The sequence below is a fragment of the Nonomuraea sp. IBHARD001 genome, from assembly GCF_056106265.1.
Genome location: NZ_JBWBBW010000002.1, coordinates 6,627,842 through 6,649,600 on the forward strand (window position 1 = coordinate 6,627,842; position 21,759 = coordinate 6,649,600).

Sequence of the window (21,759 nt, forward strand, 5' to 3'; positions counted from 1 at the left end):
TGTCAGGAGACCGGGCGGGACCGCTCGTGTTCCGCCGGCAGTACCAGGGCGATGATCTCCTCACGGGTGAGGGAGAGGCCCGAGGCGAAGTGCCGGGTGAAGGCCGGCTCGGGCAGGGCGGCGCGCAGGTCGGTCATGATGTGGGCGTGGTCGAAGTCGGCGATCACACTGATGCCGCGGATGACGTCGGCGCCGCCCAGCAGCGTGGCGGCGAGTGCCGTGTCGCCCGAGGTGTGGACGAGTCTGGCCCAGCCGACCAGCGCGATGCCGATGAGCTGGGCGTCCAGGGTCTGCACCGCCTGGCGCAGCGCGTCCGTGAGCAGGCGGGCCGCACGTTCGGTGTCGCCCTCCTGTACGGCGAGCAGGGCCAGGGAGGTGTTGACGGCCGAGATCATGTGCAGCGGCATGCCGTGATCGCCGTCGACGATGGCCAGTGCGGTGGCGTAGTGCCTGCGCGCCTCGTCCAGCTGGCCGTCCTGGCGGGCGAAGTCCCCCCAGGTCGCGTACAGTCCGGCCCGGCCGATGCGGTCGCCGGTCTTGGCCGTCAGCGCCTCGATCTCGCGGAGCAGGCGCATCGCCTCCTCCCGCTGACCCGCCATGTTGAGCCCGAGCGCGAGACGCGCCTGCATGTACGGCACGTCCTCCAGCGCGCCGAGCTCCTCGATCGCGGCCAGCGCCTCGTGCATCACCTCGACGGCGGCGACGGGGTCGCCCCGCATGAAGTGCAGCTCCGACAGCGCGCTCAGCGCATTGCCCGTGCCCCACCGGTCGCCGACCGCGCGGAAGGCGGCGACCGCGGCCACCACGTCGCGTTCACCGGCCTCGATGTCGGCGTCGGCGAAACGGACCAGCCCGTTGAACAGCTGCCCGGACGCCACCACCCACGGGTCCTCGTGGTCGAGGATCGCCCGCAGGTAGTGCTGGTCGCCGTCCCTGTGCCCGCCGAACACCACCAGGCACGGCATGGCCAGGGCGATCAGCGGGTGTGCCGTCCGCAGCTGCTCCAGGTCGGGCGCGGCGATCCGCTGGGCCGTCTCGATCGATTCGTACGCCTCGCCCCAGCCGAGGGTGGAGCCCATGGCGTTGATGCCGTGCACGGAGTAGGCGAGCGCCCGTCGCGCGGGGGTGCCGCCTTCGAGGTCGAGGGCCTCGTGCGCGCGCAGCGCCCCTTCGTTCCTGTGCCCGCGCAGCCACCAGTACCAGCCGAGCGCGCCGACCAGCCGCAACGCCGTGTCCGCGTGCCCGCTGTCGATGGCCCAGCGCAGTGCGGCCATGAGGTTGTCGTGGTCGGCCGTCAGCCTGGCCAGCGCCTCGATCTGGCCGGGCCCGCGCAACTGCGGGTCCGCCGCCTCGGCCAGCCCGGCGAAGCGTACGGCGTGCGCCTCCCGCGTGCGGTGCTCCTCGCCCGATTCGGCCAGCTTCGACGAGGCGTACGCCTTGATCGTCTCCAGCATGCGGTAGCGCCCGTCCTCATAGCCGACGAGCGATTTGTCGACCAGCCTGGCCAGCGTGTCCAGGATGTCGGCACGCTCCAGCCCCTCGCCCGCGCACACGAGCTCGGCCAGGTCGAGCGTCGCCCCGTCCGCGAACACCGCCAGCCGCCTGGCCAGGGTCGTCTCGGCCTGGTCGAGCAGGTCCCAGCTCCACTCCACGACCGCGCGCAACGTCTGATGCCTGGGCAGTGCCGTACGGCTGCCGCCTGTCAGGAGTCTGAACCTGTCGTCGAGCCGGTCGGCGATCTGCCGCGTCGACAGCGCCCTGAGCCTGGCGGCGGCCAGTTCGATGGCCAGCGGCATACCGTCGAGCTCACGGCAGATCCGCGCGACCGACTCGGCCTCGGCGGCCAGGTCGTAACCGGGGCGTACGGCCGCGGCCCTGTCGGCGAACAGGCGTACGGCCGGCGAGGCGGCGATCTCCTGCGGCCTGGCGTCACGGGCGGGCAGGGCGAGCGGGGGCAGCGCCCAGGTGATCTCGCCGGTGATGCCGAGCGGCTCCCGGCTGGTGGCCAGGATGCGTATACCCGGGCATTCGGCGAGCAACTGGTCGGCCAGGGCCGCCGCCGCGGCGACCACGTGCTCGCAGTTGTCCAGCACGATGAGCAACCGCCTGCCCGCGAGCGCGTCGGCGAGACGGGCCGCGGGTTCCAGGTAGTCGGACATGCCTACCTGCAGCGGGCCCGCCACCTTGTTCCTGACGTCGAGCGCGGTCAGCACGGCCGTCGTGACCTCGTCCGGCCTGGTGACCGAGGCGAGCTCGACCAGCCAGGCGCCGTCGGGCATGCCGTCGATCCTGGCCGCCGCCTCCACCGCGAGCCGCGTCTTGCCCGCACCGCCCGGCCCCAGCAAGGTGACCAGCCGATGCTCCCCGACCAGCCGCATCGCATGCCGCAGGTCCTGGCCCCGCCCCACGAAGCTGGTCAGCCTGGCACGCAGGTTCCCCGGCGCCGCCCCCCTCACGCCACCCGTCGCCCGCCCCTTCCCGTGCCGCGCCCCCACAGCCGTACGCGCCGCCACCGCCGAGGCCAGCCCGGAGGGTGGCTGGCCGACGGGGTTACTGCCGTGCGCGACGCTCCCGGGCACCGGAGGCGAACCAGGCACGTCAGGCGAGCCTCCCCCATCGAGTTCCTCAGGCGCCCGGTCCGCCGCAGGCGCGGGGGTGGAGGCAGGAGCGGGCACGGAAACGGCAGCCGAGACAGGCGCCGGGGTGGACGTGAGCGCAGATGCGGAGGCGGGATCAGGAGTAAGGGGAGGAAGGTCGGCGCGGGGTCGCGAGACAGGCGAATGCGGTGCGGAGGTATGTGAGGTCTCTTGGGGTGGGGTGGGGGTGGTGGTGGATTCTTCTGCCAGGGGTTCTCTGCGGAGCATGGTCAGGTGGAGCGCCGCCAGGCCGGCCGAAGGGTCGGCGCCGAGTTCCGCCTCGAACAGGGCGCGGGCGGCCTCGTAGGCGGCCAGGGCTTCGACCTGGCGTCCGGCCAGGTAGAGCGCGCGCATGTGCTGGCCGCGTAGCCGTTCGCGCAGGGGATGGGCGGCCAGGTGGGCGGGCAGTTCGACCAGGAGGGACTCATAGCGGCCGAGGAGGATGTCGCTTTCGATGCGGTCTTCGGTGGCGGCCAGGCGGAGGCTGGTGAGGGCGGTCAGGTCGGGGGCGGCGATGTCGTTGGCGGCGAGTTCGGGCAGGGCGGGCCCGCGCCAGAGGGCCAGCGCCTCCCGCAGGACCCTGGCCGAGGTGACGGGATCCCCGGCGCCGAGCGCGGTGCGGCCTTCGGTGGCCAGGCGGGTGAAGCGGTGGGCGTCGACCTGTTCGGGGCTGATCGCCAGCCGGTAGCCGGAGTGTTCGGCCACGATCTGCGGCTCCAGATGGGAAGGGCTGGAGCCCTCGGCGGCGAGGGCCGAGCGGAGTCGCGACACCAGGGCCTGCAGCGCGTTGCCCACGGCCGCCGGAGGCCGTTCCCCCCACACGCCCGCCGCCAGCACATCGGTCGCCAGCGTCCTGCCGGGCGCGAGAAGCAGCAGGCCGAGCAGGGTACGCAGGCGCTGACCGGCGATCTCCACCGCTTCGCCGCCCCGCCGTACGCTCAGGGGACCGAGAATGGCGAAGGTCATGCTTGTGTCCAAGCTCACCCCGTCCATGCCTCGATTGTGGCGGATTTCGGGTCGTTTCCGTGCCACCGAACCTCCCGAACCGGTCGGCGCATCACCGATACCCGCGTAGCATCATCGGGCATGGGACAGCCGAGCACACTTCCGCGCGCGCGCCGCGCCAGCGTCATCGCGACGGTGGCGTTGTTCGTGTTCGTGGTGTCCGGCTGCGGGGTGCTCAGTGGCACCTCCGAAGCCCGCGAGCTGAAGGAGATCACCGTCTCCAGCCCGCGCCTCAAGGACGGCACCGCGCTTCCCACCGACTTCACCTGCAAGGGCACGCGTGGCAGCCCGCCCTTGCGATGGTCGAGTGAGCCGCTTCCCGGTGCCAAGTCGATCGCCATCGTGGGCGACGACAACGCAGCCGCCGCACCGGCCGTGCACTGGGTGATGTTCAACATCGACCCGCGCACGACCGAGCTCGGCGAAGGCGCGGCCGACAACCCCGGCGACGGGGTGCGTCAGGCGCCTGCGAGCACCACGGGAAAGGCGGGCTACGCCCCACCCTGCAATCCTCTCGGCAACTACCGGTTCAGCGTCTACGCGCTTCGCGGCAAGATCGACCTTCCTGAGAGCGCCTCCCTCTCGGAAATCTTGAAGCAGATCGCCGACCTGACCATCGCCCGAGGGCGCCTCACGGCGGTCCACATCGAGTGACGCAACCATCACTGCAGGTAGTAGTGGTTACCAATTCTTCACCTAGGGTGTGACAACGCTCATAGTGGTCCGACACAATCAGATCCGATTGATGTGCGTTGGTGATCAAAGGGGGCAGATCGCGTCGATGGCCGCGCGATCTCACCGGCGCCGCTGGCAGGCCATGGCCTTGAGGGTGGTGCAATGACTGCGGTCGTATTGAGCCTCGTCGCCGTCGTGCTCCTCGTGCTCGTAGTCGTGGCACTGGGCATGCGGTCGATGAACCGCCGGGAGAGTTCACTTCCCCCGGAGCGGCTGAAAGCCATGGCCGAGAAGGAGGAGAATACTCCGACTCGGTCGACGGACGAGTTCTCCAAGCACGAGCCTCGCATGGACCACTTCACCCCCGACTTCAGCCCGATCGACGCGCCGAAGCCGCCCAAGCCGCCGCGCCCGTCCGGGCAGCGCGGCAAGCGTGGCGTCGACGAGTGGGGCGAGGCCGACGACTACGACGACAACTACTGGTCCAACATCCGCAACGACGACGGCGGATTCGGCGGCGGCACCATCGCCGCGCGCAAGGGCGCGAGCCGCCCGCTGGCCCAGGAGCAGGCCGCCCAGGCGACGGGCCCCGACGACGCGACCGTGCAGGCCGCCCTTCCGCAGCGACCGGGCCAGCGCCCGCCGCGCACCGTGCAGCCGCCGCGCCCCACGCCCTCCCCCGCCCAGCGCCCCGCCGCTGCCGCCGCCGAGACCACGGGCGACGCGCTCTCCGGTCTGACCGGCCCGGTCGAGCCGCTCCAGCAGACGCCGTCGAGCGCCGCCCTGGCCGATCAGCGCACCGTCACCTTCGCCGCCCCGACGCCCGACGTCCTCGGTGTGCTCGGCGCCGGCGCGCAGCCCGCCGCCAGGCCCGGCCGGCCTTCGGCGCGCACCGCGCCCGCGCGTGGCTCCGACCCCGTGCAGACGGGTCCGGCCCAGACGGGTCCCGTGCAGACCGGTCCCTTCGGCTCGGTCAGCCCGGTCCAGGGCGCCGGATCGGGCAGGGGCCCGGGTCGTGGCCGCACCGGCCGTGGACCGGCTTCGGCCGCCCCCGCGCAGCCGGGCGACGGGGCCTTCCCCGCGACGCCCGCCGCCGAGCCCCGGGGCTCGTTCACCACGCCCGCGGACTTCAACACGACGGCCGACTTCGGCCCCGGTCGCGACTTCACGCCCGGCCACGACGGCACGGGTTCCTTCACCAACACCAGCGGGGTCTTCCCCACGGCCGGTTCCTCGTTCGCCGCCGCGAACACCGGCCCCTTCCCCGCCACGGGCGGCGCCATCAACCCGGCCCCGACCAGCGACCCGTTCCCCGCCTACAACCAGGGCGACGCGCTCGACTCCACCTGGAGCGGCCCACCGGCGACCACCTCGGGCGCATGGCCCGCGACCGCCGACATCCTCGACGACCCGGCGCCCGCCCAGCCTTCGGCCTCGGGCTCGTGGCCCGGCTACGAGAGCTACTCGCCGCAGCCCCAGCAGGCCTATCCCGCCTCCTACGAGGTGCGTCCCGGCTGGGCCGCGATGGACGACGACGCGGTGACCGGCCCGGCGCCCGCCTCCTCGACGCCGACCGCGCCCTCGCGGGCCGTCTCGCCCTACGACGACCTGCTGGCCTCCGCCCCGGCTCCGGCTCCCGCCGCGAGCGCCCCGGCGACGAGCTACTACGACAACGAGCGCTACTCCACCCCCGGCAGCCCCGCCGCCTGGCCCGAGCCGCCCGCCGGACGCGAGCCGACGAGCTGGCCCTCCTACGGCGAGCTGTACGGAGGCGGCGCCGAAGGCGGATCGGGTGCGCAGGGCGGGTCGCGGGGCAACCACCACCGCTCCCCCGACCAGGACTTTCCCGACTATTACCGCTGATCGTAAAACCCTCCCGTGAACAGGTAGGGCAGGCCACTTCGCCGTCATAAGGTCTGCTCCATGACAGCGGACACGAACAGTAGTCGGAGCGACACGTCACGTCGCCTCCTGTCTGTGCTCAGATATGATCTGCCCGCGTCTTTGGTGGTGTTCCTGGTAGCGGTGCCGCTCTCGCTGGGCATCGCGGTCGCATCAGGAGCACCCCTGGTGGCGGGGCTGATAGCGGCCGTGGTCGGCGGCCTGGTGGCGGGGGCGCTCGGCGGCTCCGTCGTGGCGGTCAGCGGGCCCGCCGCGGGTCTGTCTCTGGTGGTGGCCGAGCTCGTGCACACCTACGGCTGGCGGGCCACGTGCACGATCACCCTCCTGGCCGGAGTGGCGCAGCTCGTGCTCGGCCTGTTCAAGGTGGCCAGGGCCGCCCTGGCCGTCTCACCCGCCGTCGTGCACGGCATGCTCGCGGGCGTGGGCGTGGTCATCGCCCTGTCGCAGCTGCACATCGTCCTGGGCGGCACCCCGCAACGCTCGGCGATCGAGAACCTGCTCGAACTGCCCGCCCAGCTCGCCACCCTGCCCAACCACGCCGCCGCCGTCGGCCTGCTCACGATCGCGGTGCTCATCGTCTGGACCCGGCTGCCCCGCCGGGTCAGGGTGGTGCCCGCGCCGCTGGCCGCGCTGCTGATCGCCGCCCTGACCGCCGCGGCCTTCGGCTGGGACGTCACCCGCATCGACCTGTCGGGCAGCATCGGCCAGTGGGCGCCGCCGATCTGGCCCACGGGCGACTGGCACGGAGTCGTCGGCGCGGTGCTGCTGGTGGCGCTGCTCGCGGGGGTGGAGTCGCTGCTGTGCACGGTGGCCGCCGACAGCAAGCACCAGGGCGAGCGCACCGATCTGGACCGTGAGCTCACCGGCCAGGGCGTGGCCAATATCGTCACCGGCGCGCTCGGCGGCCTGCCCGTGGCGGCGGTGATCGTCCGTACCACGACCAATATCCAGGCCGGGGCGCGCAGCCGGTGGTCGACGATCCTGCACGGGTGCTGGATCCTGCTGTTCGCCCTGGGGTTCGGCTGGTCGATCGCGCTGATCCCGCTGGAGGCGCTGGCCGCGTTGCTGGTGTTCATCGGCGTGCAGATGATCAACCTGGGGCACGTGCGCAAGGTGCACGGGCACGGCGAGGTGCCGGTCTATGTGATCACGATGCTGGGCGTCGTGGTGCTCGGACTGGCCGAGGGCACCCTGCTCGGGCTCGGCCTGGCCATGCTGCTGGCGTTGCGGCGGCTCACCTGGATCACCGCCCAGGCGCGTCCCGAGCCGGACGGGCGCTGGCACGCCTCGGTGGCCGGTTCGCTCACCTTCCTGGGCGTGCCGAGGCTGACCTCGGCGTTGCGCTCGATCCCCGCCGGTGTGCCGGTCGACCTGGACCTGGACATCGACTTCATGGACAACGCGGCCTTCGAGGCGCTGCACGCCTGGCGTCTGGCGCACGAGCGCTCGGGCGGCTCCGTCGACATCGACGAGATGCACGAGGAGTGGTACACGCTGGCCGCGAGCGGCGCCAGGATGTTCCCGGCCAAGAGCCCGCCGAAGTCGCATCACCGCTGGTGGCTGCCCTGGGCCGAGCGCCGCAGCCGCCGCCGCGCCTCGCTGGTCCCCGCGCAGGGCGGCCCCGAGGACAAGCAGCCGGGCGCCGACCCGCAACTGGCGGCGGGCGCCCGCGAGTTCCACCGCAGGACCGCGCCGCTGCTGCGTCCGATGTTCACCCGGATGGCCCGCAAGCAGGAGCCCTCCCACCTGTTCATCACGTGCTCCGACTCCCGCATCGTGCCCAGCCTGATCACCGCGAGCGGCCCGGGCGACCTGTTCACCGTACGGAACATCGGCAATCTGGTGCCAAGGCATGGGGCGGCTCCGGCGGACGACTCGGTGGTGGCCGCGATCGAGTACGCCACCCAGGTGCTGGGCGTACGGACGATCACCGTGTGCGGGCACTCGGGATGCGGGGCGATGGGCGCGCTGCTGAGCGGCGGGGTGAAGGCGGAGAGCCTGCCGGGGCTGCGGCGCTGGCTGCGGCACGGCAATCACAGTCTGGCCAGGTTCATCGCCACCGACAGCGACGGCCTGGACAACGGGCCGTTGGATCGCCTCTGCCGGGTCAATGTGATCCAGCAGCTGGAGAACCTGCGCACGCACCGGCGGGTCGACGAGCTGGTCAGGGCCGGGCGGCTGGAGCTGTCCGGACTGTACTTCGACATCGGCTCGGCCCGTGTGCACATGCTGCAGGCGCCGGTGTCCGCCGTGCCTTCGGCCCCCGATCTCGGCACGTCCGCTCTCGGCTGAAGGTCTGAGGATTCGATGGGTTCTGAGCGAAGAATGCGGATATGAGAGTTCTTGTTCTGGGAGGATCGGCCTTCCTCGGCCGGGCCATCGTCACCGAGGCGCTGGACCGAGGCCACCAGGTCACCACGTTCAACCGCGGCCTCACCGCCGCCGACCAGCCGGGCGTCGAGCCGATCAGAGGCGACAGGCAGCAGATCGCCGACCTGGAGCGCCTGACCGACGGGCGCACCTGGGACATCGTGGTGGACACCTCCGGCTATGTGCCGCGCGAGGTGGCCAAGAGTGTGGCGGCGTTGTCCGGCAAGGCGGGCACCTACGCCTACATCTCCACGATCTCCGCCTTGGCCGACTTCCCGGCCCGGGCGGCGGACGAGCACAGCGGCCTGTGGGAGTGCGCGCCCGACGCCGGGCCGGACGACGGCGACTACGGTGTGCTCAAGGCCGGGTGCGAGCGTGCGGTCGAGCGGGGTTTCGAGGGCAATGTCCTCATCGTGCAGCCGGGCCTGATCCTCGGCCCGCACGAGAACGTCGCCAGGCTGCCCTGGTGGCTGCACCGCATCGAGCAGGGCGGCCAGGTGCTGGCGCCGGGCTCGCCCGAGGTGGCGATGCAGCTCGTCGACGCGCGTGACATCGCGACCTTCACCCTCGACCATGCCGAGGCGGGCACCCGCGACCGGTTCATCGTGACCGGCCCGGCGGGCAACACCACGTTCGGGGAGTGGCTGGAGCTGGCCAGGCAGGCGACGGGCTCGGACGCCGAGTTCGTCTGGGTGCCGGACGAGTTCCTGCTCAAGCACGAGGTCACGCCGTTCGTCGAGCTGCCGCTGTGGTCGCCGGACGGGCCGGACGCGGCCAACTTCTGGAATGTCGGCACGGCCAAGGCCGAGGCCGCCGGCCTGCGCTGCCGTACGGTGGCCGAGACCGTGCGCGACACCTGGGAGTGGCTGCGCACGGTTCCGGCCGGCGAGCGTGTCTTCGGCGCGCGTACCCGGCACGGCATCGAGCCGGGCAAGGAGGCCGCCGTGCTGGCCGCGTGGCAGGCGAGCCAGGCGTGAGTGTGCAGTTGTCCGCAGACCTGGGCGCGCCCGCGGCCTAACGTCGATCGCGCGCCCGGCGGTTCGCACAACCCCCGGACCCGCCGGGAGCCGCAGGGGCGGAGGTCGGTACGGCCTCCGCCCCCGCGCCTGCCCGGCTCAGATGCCGTCGCGCAGGATCGGGCAGGTCATGCAGTGCGCGCCGCCCCTGCCCTTGCCGAGCTCGAAGCCCTCGATCTCCACGACCTCGACGCCGTGCTCACGCAGCCTGCGGTTGGTGAACTGGTTCTTGTGGTAGCCCACGACGACTCCGGGCGCCAGGGCGAAGAAGTTGTTGCCCGAGTCCCACTGCTCACGGGCCTGCTGGTAGTCGTCGCCGCCGGTCGGGATGACCTCGAGCCTGGTGATGCCGAGCGCGTGCTCAAGGGCGGGCACGAATCCGCGCTCGGGATGCACCTCCAGCGTGCCCTCCTTGTCGCCCGGCCGCAGCGAGTAGGTGGTCGCGGTGTCGAGGAAGGGCGGGTACACCGTGGCCTTGTCGACGTCGAGCAGGGTGAACACCGTGTCCAGATGCATGTACGAACGCCGTTGCGGCACGTTGACGGCCAGCACGCGGTCGGCCGCGCCCCTGGCGAACAGCGCCAGCGCGATGTGCTCGACCGTGCGGGCCTTGGTGCGCTCGCTCATGCCGATGGCCACCGTCCGGTTGCCGATCGGCATCATGTCGCCGCCCTCCATGGCCGCGGTGCCGTAGTCCTCCTCGTGGAAGCCGTCGTCGCCGTCGGCCGGGTACCAGTAGGCGAAGTCACCGGCCGCGAACATCGGGTGGTGGCGGTAGATCGTGCTCTGGTTCATCGTCTCCAGGCGTCTGGCGTGCCAGAACATCGGGTTCAGCGAGACGCCGCCGTAGAGCCAGGCCGAGGGGTCGCGCTGGTAGAGGGAGTTGGGCAGCGGCGCGACGATGAACTCCTTCGGCCCGGACGAGGCCGCGACCAGCGAGTGCGCGTCGAGGTCGGCCGCCCCGAACTCCTCCTTGGTGAGGCCGCCGATGAGATGGGTGGCCAGGCGCTCGCCGCTCCAGGTGGCCAGCCGCTCCCTGACGACGTCGACGAGCGCGGGCCCGACGGTCAGATGGGTCACGGCCTGCTCGATGGCGCCCACCTTGGCCTCGAAGCCGGACTCCAGCGCCTCGGCGAGCAGGTCGTGGTGGTAGAAGACCTCGATGCCGCGTTCGCGCATCAGGGCGGTGAAGGCGTCGTGCTCGTGCTGGGCGCGTTCGACCCACAGGATGTCGTCGAAGAGCAGATGGTCGTTGTTGTCGGGGGTCAGGCGCCTCAGGCTCAGGTCGGGGCGGTGCACGATGACCTTGCGCAGCACCCCGACCTCGGAATGCACGCCGAACGGCTGCTCACTCATGTCGGCCTCCCTCTCGTGGGACTGCGCCCAGTCCATCAAGGCCCGGCCTGGAACTCCAGTCCGGCCTCACAGTTCAGGATTGCCTGAATTCATGATTCTCTGTACTGTCGAGGGCATGCCGACGCTCGCCCACGACATCGACGTCCTCGCCAGGTTCGGCAGGGCGCTCGCCGACCCGATCCGCTGCCGCCTGCTCATCGCCCTGCGCGAGGCGCCCGCCCACCCCTCCGACCTCGCCGACACGCTCGGCATCTCCCGCACCAGGCTGTCCAACCACCTGGCCTGCCTTCGCGACTGCGGCCTGGTCGTCGCCGTGCCCGAAGGCCGCCGCACCAGGTACGAACTCGCCGACGCGCGACTCGGCCAGGCGCTCGACGCCCTGCGCAGCGCCGTCGTCGCCGTGGCGGCCGACCGCACGTGTCCCGACGCCGACGCGGGCTGCTGCTGATGGCCTCGATCTCGCTCGGGCCCTCCCCCGCACGCCGGGCCGAGCTGACCAGGCGGGTGCGCCTGCTGGTCGCGGCGACCATCACCTACAACGTCGTCGAGGCCGCGGTGGCGCTCACCGCCGGAGGCCTGGCCTCCTCCACCGCGCTGATCGGCTTCGGGCTCGACTCGGTGGCCGAGGTGCTCTCCGCCACCGCCGTCGCCTGGCAGTTCGCCGCCCCCGACCCGAGACTCAGGGAGCGTACGGCGCTGCGGGTCATCGCGATCTCGTTCTACGCGCTGGCCGCCTATGTCGCCTTCGACGCGGTCAGGGCGCTCGCGGGCGCGGGCGAGGCCTCGCACTCCACCGCCGGTCTCGTCCTGGCCGGGCTGTCGTTGCTGGTCATGCCGCTGCTGTCGGGCGCCCAGCGCCGGGCCGGGCGCGAACTCGGCTCGGCGAGCGCGGTGGCCGACTCCAAGCAGACGCTGCTGTGCACGTACCTGTCGGCCGTCCTGCTGGCCGGGCTCGCGCTCAACAGCCTGTTCGGCTGGTCGTGGGCCGATCCCGTCGCCGCGCTCGTCATCGCGGCGGTCGCGGTCAAGGAGGGGCGCGACGCCTGGCGGGGCGAGGCGTGCTGCGCCGACGGCTGCCATCCCGGCGCCGCCGTACGGCAGGTCACGCCGTGATCCTGCGTCGCATGCCCGGCCCCGTCAGGGCCGCCTATCTGGCCGAGATGGCGGCCGCGCGCTCCGGTTCAGGCAGCACCCGCTGGCACCATCTGGAGCGGGCGCACATCCTCTCCCAGCCCTGGCCGTGGCCGCACACCCGCAACCACGTCGCCATGTTCGTCCTGGCCGTGGCCCAGCGTGACCGGCGTGAGGCCGTGGGCCAGGTGCTGAGGATCGTCGTCGCCGCACCGGGCTCGGCGCTCGGCCGCTACCCGGAGGGCAACACCGGGCGCACGAGCGCCGGGCTGACCCGGCCCATGCCCGTGCCCGCCGATCTGGCCGCGGTCATGGGGGCATGAGCCGGGTCGTGCGCTTTCAGGCCTCCGCCTTCTCCTTCAGGGCGGCCAGCATGCCTCGCACCCCCTTGAGCGCCATCTTGGTCAGCACCAGCTTGGGCAGCGGCCATCGCAGGCCGAGCTCCTGGCTGACGGTGACCTCGCTGACGCCGTCGGCCTCGGTGACCGTGCAGGCGAAGTCGTAGATCGACATCACTTCGCTCTCGGCCAGGTGGTAGGCGTACTCGCCGGGAGCCGGGTACTCGTACCGCACGGTGTGCGAGGCCCGCTGGCCCATCGCCGCCACGTGCGACTCGACCAGCACCGGCCTGCCCTCCTCGTCGCTCACCTTCACCTCGACCCGCTCGTAGCCGCCCAGCCACGACGGGTACTCGGCGACGTCGAGCAGGAGGCCGAGAATGGTCTCCCGATCGGCTGCGATGGAGATGGAGTCACTCACGAGCGCCATGGAATCAGTCCTCCGGTCAGTGGTCGAAGACGGGCACGAGGTCGCCGACACGGCACTCCGGGTCGGCGGCGATGACAGCCAGCAGCCGCGCGTACTCGGCGAGCCAGCGGGCGACGGCTCCCTCGGGGAAATATCCGGCGCGGTGGTTGATACTGATCTGGGCGTAGTCGTCGGCCATGGCGATCTCCACCCGCAGCGGGTGCTCGGTCTGCGCCACGAACTGCAGCGGGAACCCGCCGAACACGGAGTTGAACCGCCCGAGGTTGCCGACGACACCCGGCACGACCTCGCTGACGACATAGCTCTCCACCAGCGGCACGTCCTGCGGCGCCCCGGTGAGCTCGTGCAGCGCCGCCTGCGAGACGTACTCGTACTCCGACAGGGCGGAGAACTTCTCCTGCAGTTCCCCCAGCCACGACAGCAGCCGCGCGCCGGGATCGACCCTGGTCGCGACCGGCAGGATGTTGAACATCAGGCCGGTGGCCCTGTCGATGTCGACCGAGGTGGTGCCCCGGCCGGAGAAGATCGCGCCGCAGACCACGTCGGGCGAGCCGACGATCGCGCTCAGCACGATCGCCCACACGCCGTGCAGCACGCTGTTGGCCCTGATGCCGTGCCCGTGCGCCAGCCTGGACAGCGCCCTGGCGGTCTCCTGCGGGACGACGTGCGTCTCCTGCAGCAGGTGCGGCAGCAGGTCGCGACCGCGTTCCTCCGGCGGGAGCGTGATCGCGGGCAGCGGGAAGGCGACGCCGTCCAGCTCCTTGCGCCAGAACTCCTCGGCCGCGCTCATGTCACGCCTGCTCTGTTCGACGCAGAAGTCGCCGAAGGCGGAGACCGGCTCCAGCGCCACCGGTTCGCGTCCCGCCTTGGCCGCCTGGTAGGCGTCGATCAGCGTGGTCACGAGGATCTGGTAGCTCCAGCCGTCCTGGGTCGGCAGGCTGAACATGTGCACGTAGTCGTAGACGTCGTCGCCCAGGTGGAAGAGCTTCAGCCGTAGCTGGGGCGCCCGGCCGTCGAAGCCGCGCCGCCTCTCGGCCTCCACGTGCACGTTGATCCGGCGTTCCTGCTCCACCTCGGGCACCGCGCGCAGGTCGTGGATCTCGATGCGCACCCGCACGCCCGGGACGACGACCTGGATCCAGCGGCCCGACTCGTCCTGGACGTAGCTCGTGCGCAGCGTCGGGAAGCGTTCCGCCGTGTGCTGCCAGGCCCGTTCCAGCGCGGCCGGGTCGAGGTCCTGTCCGGCGAAGCGGAAGCGCTGGTGCACGACGAAGACGCCCGCTCCCGGCTCCCGCCTGATGGCGTCGAGCGCCCGCTGCTGCATCCCGGTCGTGGGGTAGGCGTCCTCGGCGTCGGGATACATGCTCCGCGCCCAGGCCAGCAGCTCCGGGTCGCGTTCCACCTCCGCGGTGCGTACGGCGGGGCGGCGCTCGTCGACGAGGGCGGCCAGGGCCGCGATCGTACGGCTCTGGAAGACGTCCTGCGGGCCGAGCGCCATCCCTCTGGCGTTGGCCCTGCTGACCATCTGGATGCTGAGCAGGGAGTCGCCGCCCAGCTCGAAGAAGCCCCGGTCGACGCTGACCTCCTCAAGGCCGAGCACCTCGCACCAGATGTCGGCCAGCTGCCGCTCGCGGTCGGTCTGCGGGCCGACGAGCTCGCCGGACTCCTGGGTGCCGCGCGGGGGTGGCGGCAGCGCGTCCCTGTCCAGCTTGCCGCTGGCGCCGACCGGGAGCTCGGGCACGGCGACGACCGCCGACGGCACCATGAACTCCGGCAGCGTGTCGCGCAGGAAGCGGGGCACGTCCTTGCTGAGCCAGCGGCTGAGCTCCAGCAGGCGCGGGTTGTTGGTGTGCTGCCCGCCGGGTTCGCCCCGCTCCCTCCAGTCGACCGGGTAGCCGGGGCGGTGCAGCACGACGTGGTAGGCGCCGCCCGCGGCCCCGCCGCTCCAGGCGACGGCCGCGGCGTAGCCGTGCTCCTCGGCCAGGCGCCACCACTCCTCGGGCTCCACGCCGTCCGGCACGTCGGAGACGACCGGGACCACGGCCTCGTCCGGCGCGTCCTGGGTGGCGGCGACGAAGGCGTTGACGGCCGCGACACGCGCGTTCGGCACGCCGTCGATCCGCACCGCGAGCGCCTGCCCGGCTGCCAGGACCCGGCGCACGTCGGCCACGGAGGTCCACGGCAGGCGCTCAGGCTCGGGCACGGCGTCCGGCGTGCCGCCCACGTGGACGACCACGTCGTAGCGGTGGCGGGTCAGCTCGTTGTGGTGGGCGCCGCGCTTGAGTGCGACCTCCACCCTGGAGATCTCCGGGCGTCCCTCGCGCAACGCCGTGAAGAACTCGGGCGCGACGACCAGCTCCTGCTCGTGCGCCGTGCGCTGGCGCACCCTCGAACGCAGCGCGCCGAGCGTCAGGCCCGGCTCGGCGCGGGCCAGCTCGACCTCGACGTGGAAGGCCTCGAGCGTCGCCAGCGAGCGCAGGTCGCCGAGGAACAGCGAGCCGCCGGGCGCCAGGTGGTCCAGCGCCTTGCCGACGACCTCGCGCAGGTAGGCGGGGCCGGGGAAGTACTGGGCCACCGAGTTGATCACGATGACGTCGAAGCGCTCGTCCTCCAGGCCGGTGAAGTCGTTGGCGTCACGCCCGAGCAGCTCGACCGCACAGGACCCGGGCAGGCCCGGCAGGACGCGCTCCCTGACGTAGTCGAGCGCCGCGCCCGAGATGTCGGTGCCCACATAGGCGTCGGCATGCGGGGCGATCCTGGCCAGGAGCAGGCCGGTGCCGCTGCCGATCTCCAGCACCCGCCGCCCGCCCAGGGCGAGGATGCGCTCGGCGGTCGACTCCACCCAGACGCGCATCTCGTCCGCGGGCAGCGGCTCGTCGGTGTAGCTGCTGTTCCAGCCCACGATGTTGAAGTCGGCCGCGTTCTCGCCGGTGTCGGACAGGTAGTTCTGGTCGAACAGGTCCTGCCACTCCGAGACACGGTCCTGGGCGGAGGCGCTCGGGGCCAGTGCGCCCGCCTCGGGCACCACGTAGGCGACGAGCTGCCTGTCGCCGCTGCCCGGGACGACCTCGCGGGCCAGGACGACGGCGTCGCGCACGGCCTCGTGCCCGACCAGCGCCGCCTCGATCTCACCCGGCTCGATGCGCAGGCCGCGTACCTTGACCTGGAAGTCGGTGCGGCCGAGGAACACGATCGTGCCGTCGGGCAGGAACCTCGCCAGGTCGCCCGTGCGATACATGGTCGCGCCCGGCTCGGCGGCGAACGGGTCGGGCAGGAAGCGCTGCTCGGTGAGCTCGGGCCTGCGGAAGTAGCCCATGCCCACGCCGACGCCGCCGATGTAGGCCTCGCCCGGCGTGCCGATCGGCACCGGCCTGCCGTGCCGGTCGAGGATGTAGATCGAGGTGTTGGCGATCGGCACGCCGATCGGCACGGCGGCCAGGCGGTGGTCGCGCGGCGCCTGCCAGGCCGTGCTGTCCACGGTGGCCTCGGTCACGCCCCACAGGTTGTGCAGGGTCGCACCGGGCAGCAGGTCGTACAGCTCGCGGATCGACGCCTGGGGCAGCGCCTCGCCGCTGGAGATCACGCGCGTGACCGAGCGGCAGCGGGCCACGCCGGGATGCTGCAGGAAGGCGCGGAGCATCGGCGGTACGAAGTGCAGGGTGGTGACGCCCTGCTCCTGGATGACGGCCGAGAGGTACTCGGGGTCCTTGTGCCCGCCGGGCCTGGCCACCACCATGAGCGCGCCGGTGAGCAGCGGCCAGAAGAACTCCCACACCGAGACGTCGAAGCTGAACGGCGTCTTCTGCAGCACTCGGTCATCGGGCGTCAGGCCGAAGTGCTCCTGCATCCACAGCAGGCGGTTGACGATGGCCCGGTGGGAGTTCATCGCCGCCTTCGGCTGCCCGGTCGAACCCGAGGTGTAGATCATGTACGCGGCCTCGCCGACCTCGGTCCGCACGCCCGGCCGGGTGTCCGGCTCGCCGTCGAACTCGCCCGGCCGGTCGAGCAGGACCGTGCGCGCCCCGTGCTCGGGCAGGCCGGCGACCAGGCGCTCCTGGGTCAGCAGGATGCCCGGCTCGGCGTCGGTGAGCATGAACGCCACCCGCTGGGTCGGGTACGACGGGTCGATCGGCAGGTAGGCGCCGCCGGACTTGAGCACGCCCAGCAGGCCGACGACCATCTCCAGCGAACGCTCGGCGCAGACGCCGACGGGCTCGCCCGGCCGTACCCCCATGGCGATCAGCCGGTGCGCGACGCGGTTGGCGCGCCGGTCGAGCTCGGCGAAGGTGAGGTCCGCGCCCTCGAAACGCACGGCCACGGCGTCGGGCATGCGGTCGGCGGTGTCCTCGATCAGCGTGTGCAGGCACGCGCGCTGCTCCTGCGGCCACTGCCTGGCGGTGTCGTTCCACTCCACCAGGATGCGCCGCTCGACCTCGCCGGGCAGGACGCGCAGCTCCGACACCCGGCGGTCGAGGGAGTCCACCAGCGACTCCAGCAGGACCAGATAGCCGGAGAAGAGGCGCTCGATCGTCTGCCTGTCGAAGATGTCGCTGTTGTACTCGGCGTCGATGAGCAGCTTGTCCGGCCACTCGGTGACGGAGATCTCGACGTCGAACTTGCTCGTCTCGGTGTGCACCTCCAGGACCTCGGAGAACGGCGAGGCATGCTCGGGGACCGGGACGGGCATGGAGTCGGTCTTGAAGCGCTTCATGTCGAACAGGACCTGGAACAGCGGCGTGGCCGCGAGCACACGCTCGGGTGCCAGTTCGGCCACCAGCGCGTCGAACGGCACGTCCTGGTGGTCGCCCGCCCGTTTGATCACCGTGTCGACCCGATCGATCAGCTGCTCGACGGTCGGGTCGTCGGCGAGTGTCGTCCTCAGCACCATCGTGTTGACGAAGAAGCCGATGAGCCCCTGCACCGCGGCGTGCTGCCGGTTGGCCATGAGCGTGCCGACCACGACGTCGCCCGTGCCCTCGGTGTCGCCCGCGTACCTGTAGAGCAGGACCTTCAGGGCGGTCATCATCGTGGTGAACAGCGTCACGTCCCGCTCGGCGCTCAGCGCGCGCAGCCGGTGGACCAGCTCGCCGGTGACCTCGAAGCTGGTCGCGCCGCCCCGGAAGGCCTGCAGCGCCGGCCTCGGCCGGTCGGGCAGCAGCTCGACGCCGCCCATGGTGTCGCCGAGCACCTCACGCCAGCTCGCCACCCTGGCGGCGAGATGGTCGCCGACGAAGCGCTCGCGCTCCCAGATGGAGTAGTCGGCGTACTGCGAGGGCAGCTCGGGCAGCGCCGGGCGCTCGTCACGCGCGTAGGCGTCGTAGGCGGCGGCCAGCTCCGAGGCGAAGATCCCGCCCGACCAGGCGTCGGCCACGATGTGGTGCATGCTGAACAGCATCCGGTGCCGCTCGGGGCCGAGCCGGAACATCCGCACCCTGAGCAGCGGCCCCGTGGCCAGATGGAAGGGCTGCGGAGCGGTCTCGGCGACGAGCCTGCGGCACTCGGCGTCCCGCTGGTCCTCGGCGATCGGCTCCAGGTCCACGATCGGCATCTCGACGACGAGCTCGTCGGCGATGTGCTGCCACGGCTGCCCGTCCACACTGGGGAAGGTCGTGCGCAGGATCTCGTGCCTTCGGACCAGCTCGTTGACCGCGCGTTCCATGGCGTCGGTGCGCAGCGGGCCGTCCATGACGACCATCGTGGAGACGTTGTAGGCGGGGCTGCCCGGCACCAGCTGGTCGAGCGACCACAGCCGCTGCTGCGAGTACGACAGCGGGATGCGCTCGATCGGCCTGGCCCTGCGCTGGGCGACGATACGCAGCAGTTCCTTGTTCTCGTCGACTCCCCCGCCGTGCCCGGCGGCGATCTCGTCCCTGACGACACGGGCCAGGGCGTTCGCCGTGGGATTGTCGAAGATCACGCTGACCGGCAGGGCGAGACCGGTCGCGCCGTTGATCCGGTTGCGGATGTCCAGGGCGGTGAGGGAGTCCATGCCCATGTCGAGGAAGCGCACGTCCGCGTCGATGGCCTCGGGCGAGCCGTACCCGAGCACCACCGCGACCATGCGCCGCACCAGACCGAGCGCGGCGGCCCGCTGCTCCTGCTCGGTGCCCGCCGTCAGGTCGAGCTCGGGACCCTCCTCGACGGCCGTGGGCAGATAGGACTCCAGCGAGCCGCTGGGGCCCGTGCCCGAGGCCGGGTCGGGCGTGTCGATCCAGTACGGCTGCCGCTGGAAGGCGTAGGTCGGCAGGTCCACCACCGGGCCCTCGCCCAGCACGCCCGCCCACCGCACCGGTATACCGCCGACGAACGCCTCGCCCAGCGAGGCCAGCATGCGCTCCCTGCCGCCGTGCCCCCTGCGCAGCGTGCCGATCGCGCAGAACGGCTCGCCCGAGCCCTCCAGGTTCTCCTGCACCTCACGCAGCAGCACCGGGTGCGGGCTGACCTCGACGAAGGAGTCGAAGCCCTGTGCGGCCAGCGCCGTCAGCGACTCGGCCAGCCGTACCGGCCTGCGCATGTTCTCGAACCAGTACGCGGCGTCCAGGTCGGCGCCCTCCAGCCAGCCGCCCGTCACGGTCGAGAAGAACGGCACCGTGGTCCGTGTGGGCCGCACCGGCTCCAGCAGGTCGAGCAGCCGGTCGCGGACGACGTCGGCGAGCGGCGAGTGCGTGGGCACGGACGCGGGGACGCGCCTGGCCCTGATGCCCTCGGCCTCGCACAGGGCCAGCAGTTCGGTGAGCGCCTCGTCGTCACCGGCGACGACGGTGGAGGAGGGGCTGTTGATCCCGGCGATCGTCAGCCGGCCCGCCCACGGCTCGATGTGCCGCCCGACCGTCTCGGCCGACGCCTCGGTCGCGACCAGCGCGCCCCGCCCCACCAGCGTGTGGACCAGCTCCTGGCTGCGCAGGGCGACGATCCTGGCGGCGTCGTCCAGGCTGAGCGCCCCGGCCACGTGCGCGGCGGCGATCTCGCCCTGGCTCTGCCCGACGATCGCACGCGGCGTCACTCCGTACGAGCGCCAGAGCGCGGCGAGCGAGACGGCCACGGCGAACAGCACGGGCTGCACGACGTCGATGCGTTCCAGGCCGGGCGCGCCGGGCGCCTGACGCAGCACGTCGACGGGCGACCAGTCCAGGTACGCGCCGAGCGCGCGCTCGCAGGCGGCCATCTCGGCGGCGAAGACCGGCTCGGTGTTCAGGAGTTCGACGCCCATGCCCGCCCACTGGGAGCCCTGGCCGGGGAAGACGAACACGGTCCTGCCGGTGGCGCGGGCCCGGCCGCGTTCGAGGCCGGCCGCCTCGCCGCCGCCCGCCAGGGCGCGCAGCCCGCCCAGCAGCGTGTCGCGGTCGCCGACGAGCGCGGCCCTGTGCTCGAACGTCGAGCGTGCGGCCAGCGCCCTGCCGACGTCGCCCGGGTGCGCGTCCGGGTGTGCGGTGAGGTGCTCCAGCAGCCGTTCGGCCTGTGCGCGCAGAGCGGTCGGCGAGCGTCCCGACACCGTCCAGGCGACGGGGCCGTCCTCGTTGCGTCCCGGGGGCTGCTCGCCGGGGTCGGGGGCCTGTTCGAGGATCACGTGGGCGTTGGTGCCGCTCATGCCGAACGACGAGACGGCGGCACGGCGCGGCGCGCCCGTCCGCGGCCAGGGCCTGGTCGCGTGGACGAGTTCGACGGCGCCCGACGCCCAGTCCACGTGCGGGGTCGGCGGGTCGTCGTGGGCCAGGCCAGGCACCTGGGCGTGGCCGAGTGCGAGGACCATCTTGATCAGCCCGGCGACCCCGGCGGCGGCCTGGGCGTGCCCGAAGTTGGACTTCACCGACCCCAGCAGCAGCGGCCTGCCCTCGTGCCGTTCCTGGCCGTAGGTGGCGAGCAGGGCCTGGGCCTCGATCGGGTCGCCCAGCGTGGTGCCGGTGCCGTGCGCCTCGACGACGTCGACGTCGGCGGCCGTCAGACCGGCGTTCGCCAGCGCGCTGCGGATGACGCGCTGCTGCGAGGGGCCGTTCGGTGCGGAGAAGCCGCTGCTCGCGCCGTCCTGGTTCACCGCCGAGCCGCGCACGACGGCCAGCACGCGGTGGCCGAGCCGTCTGGCGTCCGAAAGGCGCTCCAGGGCGACGACGCCGACGCCTTCGGCCCAGCCCATGCCGTCGGTGGTGGCGCCGAAGGGACGGCACCTGCCGCCGGGCGAGAGCACCCCCATCTTGGACAGCTCGATCACCACCCTCGGCGTGATCATCACCGTGGCGCCGCCCACCAGGGCCAGCGAGCACTCGCCCTGGCGCAGCGCCGTCACCGCGGCGTGCAAAGCCACCAGCGAGGACGAGCACGCCGTCTCCACCGTCATCGCCGGGCCTTCGAGTCCGAGCGTGTAGGACACGCGCCCCGACGCCATGCTGGCCGCGCCGCTGTTGCCCAGGTACTCGCTGTAGGCCAGTCCCACGTACACCGCCGCATCGGTGCCCGCCAGCGACCTCGGATCCACGCGGGCATGCTCAAGCGACTCCCACGCGCACTCCAGCAGCAGCCGGTGCTGAGGGTCCAGGGTGAGGGCCTCGCGGGGCGAGATGCCGAAGAAGGCCGTGTCGAACCCGGCCACGTCGTCGAGGAAGCCGCCCTCGCGCGCGGCGATCACCCCTGAGGCGTGCAGGGCCTCGGCGTCCCAGCCACGGTCGGCGGGGAAGGGCCCGACGACGTCGGCGTCGTCGGCCAGCAGCCGCCAGAACGCCTCCGGGCCGGTGACACCGCCCGGCATGCGGCAGGCCATACCGATGATCGCCAGCGGCTCGGCCGCCGCGTCCGTCGCGCGCCTGACCTCCTGGCGCAGCCGTTCGGTCTCCAGCAGAGACGCCCGCAGCGCCTCGACCACCTGGTCTGAAGTCGTGTCCACTCAAAGCCTCACGTGTGTCGTCATG

The 21,759-nt window shown here is 72.2% G+C and carries 11 protein-coding genes; 7 read left to right on the forward strand and 4 right to left on the reverse strand.

Going from position 1 to position 21,759, the window contains the following annotated elements; genetic code table 11:
• Nucleotides 1-2 precede the first annotated feature (2 nt).
• Nucleotides 3-3,602 (reverse strand): AfsR/SARP family transcriptional regulator, encoded by a 3,600-nt coding sequence (locus tag ACTWNK_RS32130; protein WP_474308664.1) that lies wholly within the window; start codon nt 3,600-3,602, stop codon nt 3-5.
• A 120-nt stretch (nt 3,603-3,722) separates the two neighbouring features.
• On the opposite strand from ACTWNK_RS32130, the gene ACTWNK_RS32135 reads away from it, so the two are divergent.
• From ACTWNK_RS32135 to ACTWNK_RS32150, 4 genes are all read left to right on the forward strand, one after another.
• Nucleotides 3,723-4,295, forward strand: a complete 573-nt coding sequence (locus ACTWNK_RS32135) for a YbhB/YbcL family Raf kinase inhibitor-like protein (protein WP_474308665.1) — start codon at nt 3,723-3,725, stop codon at nt 4,293-4,295.
• 183 nt (nt 4,296-4,478) lie between these two features.
• Nucleotides 4,479-6,179, forward strand: coding sequence for a DNA polymerase III subunit gamma/tau domain-containing protein (locus ACTWNK_RS32140; RefSeq protein ID WP_474308666.1), 1,701 nt, complete (start codon nt 4,479-4,481; stop codon nt 6,177-6,179).
• Nucleotides 6,180-6,293: 114 nt separating this feature from the next.
• Complete coding sequence (locus ACTWNK_RS32145) at nt 6,294-8,510, forward strand: SulP family inorganic anion transporter (RefSeq protein WP_474308667.1); 2,217 nt, start codon at nt 6,294-6,296, stop codon at nt 8,508-8,510.
• 41 nt (nt 8,511-8,551) lie between these two features.
• Nucleotides 8,552-9,565, forward strand: a complete 1,014-nt coding sequence (locus ACTWNK_RS32150; RefSeq protein WP_474308668.1) for an NAD-dependent epimerase/dehydratase family protein — start codon at nt 8,552-8,554, stop codon at nt 9,563-9,565.
• Nucleotides 9,566-9,703: 138 nt separating this feature from the next.
• Here ACTWNK_RS32150 and ACTWNK_RS32155 read toward each other — a convergent pair whose 3' ends face one another.
• Complete coding sequence (locus tag ACTWNK_RS32155; protein WP_474308669.1) at nt 9,704-10,960, reverse strand: arginine deiminase; 1,257 nt, start codon at nt 10,958-10,960, stop codon at nt 9,704-9,706.
• 115 nt (nt 10,961-11,075) lie between these two features.
• Between ACTWNK_RS32155 and ACTWNK_RS32160 the strand changes: the two genes are divergently transcribed.
• The 3 genes from ACTWNK_RS32160 to ACTWNK_RS32170 are packed head-to-tail and all read left to right on the forward strand — an operon-like array spanning nt 11,076 to nt 12,414.
• The gene (locus ACTWNK_RS32160) at nt 11,076-11,408 is read left to right on the forward strand and encodes an ArsR/SmtB family transcription factor (protein ID WP_474311035.1); all 333 of its coding nucleotides are present in this window, start codon (nt 11,076-11,078) and stop codon (nt 11,406-11,408) included.
• Nucleotides 11,408-12,073, forward strand: coding sequence for a cation efflux transmembrane domain-containing protein (locus ACTWNK_RS32165; RefSeq protein WP_474311037.1), 666 nt, complete (start codon nt 11,408-11,410; stop codon nt 12,071-12,073). Before ACTWNK_RS32160 ends, ACTWNK_RS32165 begins: the two co-directional genes overlap by 1 nt.
• A gap of 11 nt (nt 12,074-12,084) precedes the next feature.
• Nucleotides 12,085-12,414: a DUF3703 domain-containing protein gene (locus ACTWNK_RS32170; RefSeq protein WP_474308670.1), complete on the forward strand. Its 330-nt coding sequence runs from the start codon at nt 12,085-12,087 to the stop codon at nt 12,412-12,414.
• Between the two features lie 16 nt (nt 12,415-12,430).
• Here the strand turns inward: ACTWNK_RS32170 and ACTWNK_RS32175 are convergent, their stop codons facing one another.
• Together ACTWNK_RS32175 and ACTWNK_RS32180 are read right to left on the reverse strand one after the other, a co-directional pair.
• The gene (locus ACTWNK_RS32175) at nt 12,431-12,859 is read right to left on the reverse strand and encodes an SRPBCC family protein (protein ID WP_474308671.1); all 429 of its coding nucleotides are present in this window, start codon (nt 12,857-12,859) and stop codon (nt 12,431-12,433) included.
• A gap of 16 nt (nt 12,860-12,875) precedes the next feature.
• Entirely contained in the window at nt 12,876-21,734 is an 8,859-nt protein-coding gene (locus ACTWNK_RS32180) for an amino acid adenylation domain-containing protein (protein WP_474308672.1), read from the reverse strand.
• Between the last annotated feature and the right edge of the window lie 25 nt (nt 21,735-21,759).